Source organism: bacterium (genome assembly GCA_024224155.1).
In the GTDB taxonomy this organism is placed as follows: domain Bacteria; phylum Acidobacteriota; class Thermoanaerobaculia; order Multivoradales; family JAHEKO01; genus CALZIK01.
In genome coordinates, this window is record JAAENP010000041.1 from 1 (window position 1) to 5,012 (window position 5,012).

Sequence of the window (5,012 nt, forward strand, 5' to 3'; positions counted from 1 at the left end):
CAGAGGCTCACGTGAAGATTGGGGGGCGGTGGAGCCTGGTCATCAAGAAAAAAATCACACATCGCCTGAGCGACTGTATCTCGGCTGGCCAGCGAGCGATCAGGATCTTCGTCAGCCGCAAGCAGGTGACCAACCACCGCGCGTGCCGAAGCAGCCTCCTGGCAGGATACCTCAATCCTCCGAGGCAAGGAGAGGCCATGCTCCAAGCTGAGGCGTAGCCATTGGGTCACGCCATTAACCAGCCATTGACCTGCCGGGCGTTTCTGGGAAAACGGGCCAAAGAGCGGCGCGTTCGCCGAGCATGAGCGCGAACGAGGCGTCATTCTCGGTTCCTCCAGACACACCTCTCCCCAGTCGGGAGCATCGTCCCGACTGACTTTGCACCGGATGTCAAAGGGTCACGATGGCCTTGGCCGCGGAGTTCGTCCGGTCGAGCTCGACGGCCCCGGCCTCAGGCCGGGTGCCCCCTCGATCGGGGCTCGAACGGAACGAACGGAAGCCCGGGAGGGAAGGTTCCCTCGGGAAATTCGGCTTCCCGGTCTCCGGCCAGGAGTCGCTCCGACGCCTCACGGAAAGCCGCCATCACTTCCGCATGGGCCTCGCGGATCTGTTCGAGCACCCGCTTCGTGGCCGCGTGGATCCTCGGCTTTGGCGACTTCTTGACTCGCCTTGGGCGCTTGTGCGGACGCACCCGCAAGATCTTCCTCACCCCGAGCGACCGGCGCCCCGTGCGCTCGCGCTCCTTGGCGCCCTCTTCGTCGATCTTCGCGACGATTTCCGCCACGCGGCGTCGCACTTCGGCCGCCGGAAGATGCTGCCAGCACGGCAGCGGCGAGAGCACCAGGCGTTCCTCGGTGGCGAACTCCTCCGGATCGACGTCCTCGCTCCTCTGACGCGCGGCGTACTCCTTGGTCCGGTCGTACCAGTGGCCGATGAGCGGCTTGCCCTCGACGAGCGCCAGGGCGCTGTGCACTCCCGGCCACTGGAAAGCGCGGTCGACGAGCCCCTCTTTGACCCCATGGGACAGAGTCGACAACTGCACCCGGTTCAGCGGCGGATTGCTTGGGATCCGGTTCGCGCTTCCGGGTGACCCACCCCTTCCATCCCCTCCATGGGCGCGAGTTCCGTTTGGCTGACCGTCGGATCCGAGGGACCGGCGGCGACCGCGTCTACTTCTATGACGATCACGGCCACCTGGAGAGCATGCCGGTTGACTGGACCGACATGGCGGCGGCAGAGCCCTTTGTCGCCATCTCTGCCAGCCGCGCACATTTCCGGGTCGAGGATCTCTTGCGCCTCCACGTCCTGATCGAGAGTTGGACGAACCCGGCTCCTTGTGGGGCGGGTCAGAGAGAAAGGAGTGTCAAGTGAATTACGCCTCATATGTAAGGATAATTCTGCCGTGGTGGCAGATGTTTCAGAGTCTGAGAATCTGCTTTTCGCGATTTTCCGTCAAATCGCCCAAGGATTCTCGAGAAAGGGGCTTGACAGGCCGCATAGGTATAGGCATAATTGTCTTTACACACGATTCGCCGCTAGGGAATGAAACCGATGACAAAGAAGAGCGACGACAAGACCGAGAGCCTACGCCGGAGCGCCTGCCTGAACCCAGATCCCGGCAGAGTCACGGACGAGTTGTTCGACAACAGCGAGTTCTTCGACCCCCAGGATCTGATCCAAGTCAAGTACGAGATGCTGCGCCGAGTGCGGGTCGAACAACGCACGGTGAGCGGCGCTGCCGAGAACTTCGGCTTCTCGCGGCCTTCCTTCTACGAAGCGCAGCGGCAGTTCGACCAGCACGGCCTGGTGGGCCTGGTGCCCAAGAAACGCGGCCCCCGGGCAGGCCACAAGCTCACGCCCGAGATCGTCGACGCACTGGAGCAGGCTCGGATCGAGGATCCATCGCTGGTGACCGAGGAACTGGTCAAGCTGGTGCGGACCCGCTTCGAGAAGGAGGTCCATCCGCGCACGATCGAGCGCGCCTTGGCCCGCAGAAAAAAAAACTCCTGAGCAACCGAGAGGGCAAGACGCTCGACTCTGAGCTTCTCGTCGACCGCTACGAGCACCTGCGCCAAGAGGTCCTGTCGAACGAGGTCGGCTCACGGCTCGGCCTCAGCGTCTTCCTACGCCAGGGTTTGGTGGGCTGGATGCGAGTGCAGTCGTTCCTCACCGCCACCGTCGCGCCTGCGCCCGCCCGTCGTCTCGAGGCGCCGCCCCTGCCCAGAGGCTTGGCGGGTGAGCTGACCCGAATCCTCACACAACTGATCGTGACCCGAAAGGAGCTTCATTCATGTCCGACCCTCACCACAAGGTGACCGCACGTCATCTAACACGTAGTGCCTATCTCTACATCCGGCAGTCGACACTGCACCAGGTGAACGACCATACCGAGAGCACGCGCCGGCAGTATGATCTCAGCGGCCGGGCTCGCGCACTCGGCTGGAGCCAAGAGCAGATCATCGTCGTCGATTCCGACCAGGGACAATCCGGATCCACCGCCGATCGGATCGGTTTCCAGATGTTGGTCAGCGAGGTCGGTCTGGGGCATGCCGGGCTGGTGATGGGCCTGGAGGTCTCGCGGCTGGCCCGCAACTCGGCGGACTGGCACCGGTTACTCGAGATCTGTGCTCTGACCGACACGCTGATTCTCGATGAAGATGGGATCTACAACCCGGCCCACTTCAACGATCGTCTGCTGCTGGGTTTGAAAGGCACGATGTCCGAGGCGGAATTGCATGTCCTGCGGTCACGTCTTCAGGGCGGCCTTTTGAACAAGGCTCGGCGCGGCGAGTTGAACATTCCCCTGCCCATCGGTTTCATCTATGACGAGCAGTCGCGGGTGGTTCTGGATCCCGATGTCCAGGTGCAGGAGGCGATCCAGACGCTCTTCGCCACCTTCCCCCGCGTCGGTTCGGCGTTGGGAATCGCCAAATTCTTCCGCAAAGAAAAGATTCTATTCCCCCACCGGGCGCCGGCTCGGGGACCGCGGCACAAGCTCCCGGTGGTGTGGAAGGATCTTGGGGTCAACACAGTTCTGCGCGTGCTCCACAACCCCCGGTACGCGGGCATCTATTGTTACGGTAGGACCCGCCAGTACAGGACTCCGCAGGGGCGCTACGTGCGCCAAAAACGACCCGCGGACGAGTGGTGTGCGTGGATTCCCGACGCCCACGAGGGTTACATCTCCCAACAAGAGTATGAGGAGAATCTACGACGTCTGGCGCAGAACGCGCAGGCGATCGGAGCCGACCGCCGCAGCCCGCCCCGGGAAGGTCCGGCACTGCTGCAGGGGATCGTGGTCTGCGGCAAGTGTGGCCACAAGATGGGCGTTCATTACCACTGGAGACAGGAGGAACTGGTTCCCGGTTACGTGTGCGCCCGCAAGGAGGAGCCCGTCTGTCAGACCGTCCATGGGAAGAGCGTCGACGAGGCGGTCGGTGAGCTTCTCGTCGAGCTCATGACCCCCATGACCCTGGAGGTCTCCTTGAGCGTCCAGCAGGAACTCGCACAGCGCTTCGAGCAGGCGGAGCGGTTGCGCCGAAAACAGGTCGACCGGGCGCGTTATGAAGCCGACTTGGCTCGCCGACGCTTCCTCCAGGTCGATCCCGACAACCGGCTGGTCGTCGCCAGCCTGGAGGCGGAGTGGAACGAAAAGCTGCAGTTCCTGGTCGCCGCCGAGGAGGAGTTTGAGCGCCGCCTCGCCGAGGACCGCAAGCCCCTCGACGAAGAGCTCAAGGCGAAGGTCCGATCCTTGGTCAGCGACTTCTCCCGGCTCTGGGCCGATCCGCAGACGCCCGCTCGAGAGCGCAAGCGGATGGCGCGGTTGCTCGTCGAAGACGTCACCCTCCGGCGTGGAGACGAGATCACCGTGCACGTCCGCTTCAAAGGCGGCACCATGAAGACCTTGACCTTGCCGGTTCCCCTCAACCTCATCGAGCTCAGTAAGACGGATCCCGAGATCATCCGAGAGATCGATCGGCTTCTCGACCACCATACCGAGAGCGAGATCGCAGATCTGCTCAACGGCAACGGTGTCTGCCCTTCCAAGAGCCAGAGCTTCAACCCGGCTCTCGTCCAGAGCCTCCGCATAGCCTACAAGCTCAAGAGTCGATCCCGACGCCTGCGCGAGGCGGGCCACCTTACGGCGCAGGAACTGGCCGCCAAGCTACATGTGGGCTATGAGATGCTCAAGCGCTGGGAGCATCACGATCTGCTCAACGCCCACTATTATGGGAGAAGGAATTGTCGCTACGAGGATCCGACCCTCGACCCCAGTCTTACCGCCGAAGAGGTCCGAGACCGCCTTCGGGCCACATGCAGAGAACTCGAACGAACTAGCGACGAGGTGCAGTATGAAGCGTAGCCTTGACTGAGCAGATACTCAAGCCGGCGGACTTGAGCGGGCTCCTCCCAGCTCACCGGCACGTGCTTGTATCTGCCCGCCCACAGCTTGCCAGGCCATCGGTGGACGCCCCCTACCTCCTTGCTCAAATTCGTGTTCACGAAACATTCGAAGCGGGCCAGATGCTCGACGTCCTCGGGCACCAACAAAGCGTGGAGGTGCGTGGACAATGCCACGACGCCGCACACTGTCATGTCGTACTTGCGTTGTGCTCGCCCGAGCACGCCGACCACGAGGTCGTTGATCTCTGCGGACGGACGCAGCAGGTGGCGGTTCTGGATGACGACGTCGGTCGTCTCGACGAGGGTCCTGGGCTCGACGTATCTCGGCTCTCGTTGCGCCATGTCTTTCTCCTGAAATCGAGGCGAGCGTCGACACGTCCTCCTGACGGTCGCCGGGGGACGGCCGCGGTCGGGAGGGGACGCTCGCCAAGGGTTCAAGAGATATAAGACGTCTGCCGGCGCCTGAATCTTCGCTGAAGCTCAAAGGAATTCCGAGGCAGCAGCCCCATCACCTGCCTTCCGAATCACAAGTAGCCTGTTTTCAGCCAGTTAGGCGCACTGTGACGTATTTCACAGCAGATCGGTGTCAGATTCGGACGCTCGGCGTC

At 62.6% G+C, this 5,012-nt stretch carries 4 protein-coding genes; 3 read left to right on the top strand and 1 reads right to left on the bottom strand.

Going from position 1 to position 5,012, the window contains the following annotated elements; genetic code table 11:
• Positions 1-451: 451 nt before the first annotated feature.
• Positions 452-1,036 (bottom strand): hypothetical protein, encoded by a 585-nt coding sequence (locus GY769_02695; GenBank protein ID MCP4200826.1) that lies wholly within the window; start codon positions 1,034-1,036, stop codon positions 452-454.
• Between the two features lie 50 nt (positions 1,037-1,086).
• Between GY769_02695 and GY769_02700 the strand changes: the two genes are divergently transcribed.
• The 3 genes from GY769_02700 to GY769_02710 all read left to right on the top strand — a co-directional run bounded on the left by GY769_02700 (position 1,087) and on the right by GY769_02710 (position 4,363).
• Positions 1,087-1,371 (top strand): hypothetical protein, encoded by a 285-nt coding sequence (locus GY769_02700; GenBank protein MCP4200827.1) that lies wholly within the window; start codon positions 1,087-1,089, stop codon positions 1,369-1,371.
• A gap of 180 nt (positions 1,372-1,551) precedes the next feature.
• Positions 1,552-2,010: a helix-turn-helix domain containing protein gene (locus tag GY769_02705; protein ID MCP4200828.1), complete on the top strand. Its 459-nt coding sequence runs from the start codon at positions 1,552-1,554 to the stop codon at positions 2,008-2,010.
• A 280-nt stretch (positions 2,011-2,290) separates the two neighbouring features.
• Positions 2,291-4,363 (top strand): recombinase family protein, encoded by a 2,073-nt coding sequence (locus tag GY769_02710; protein MCP4200829.1) that lies wholly within the window; start codon positions 2,291-2,293, stop codon positions 4,361-4,363.
• The last annotated feature ends 649 nt before the right edge of the window (positions 4,364-5,012 follow it).

Excerpts from the sequence above, each read along its gene's own strand:
- GY769_02705 (MCP4200828.1), top strand. The coding sequence starts at position 1,552 with ATGACAAAGAAGAGCGACGACAAGACCGAGAGCCTACGCCGGAGCGCC.
- GY769_02710 (MCP4200829.1), top strand. The coding sequence starts at position 2,291 with ATGTCCGACCCTCACCACAAGGTGACCGCACGTCATCTAACACGTAGT.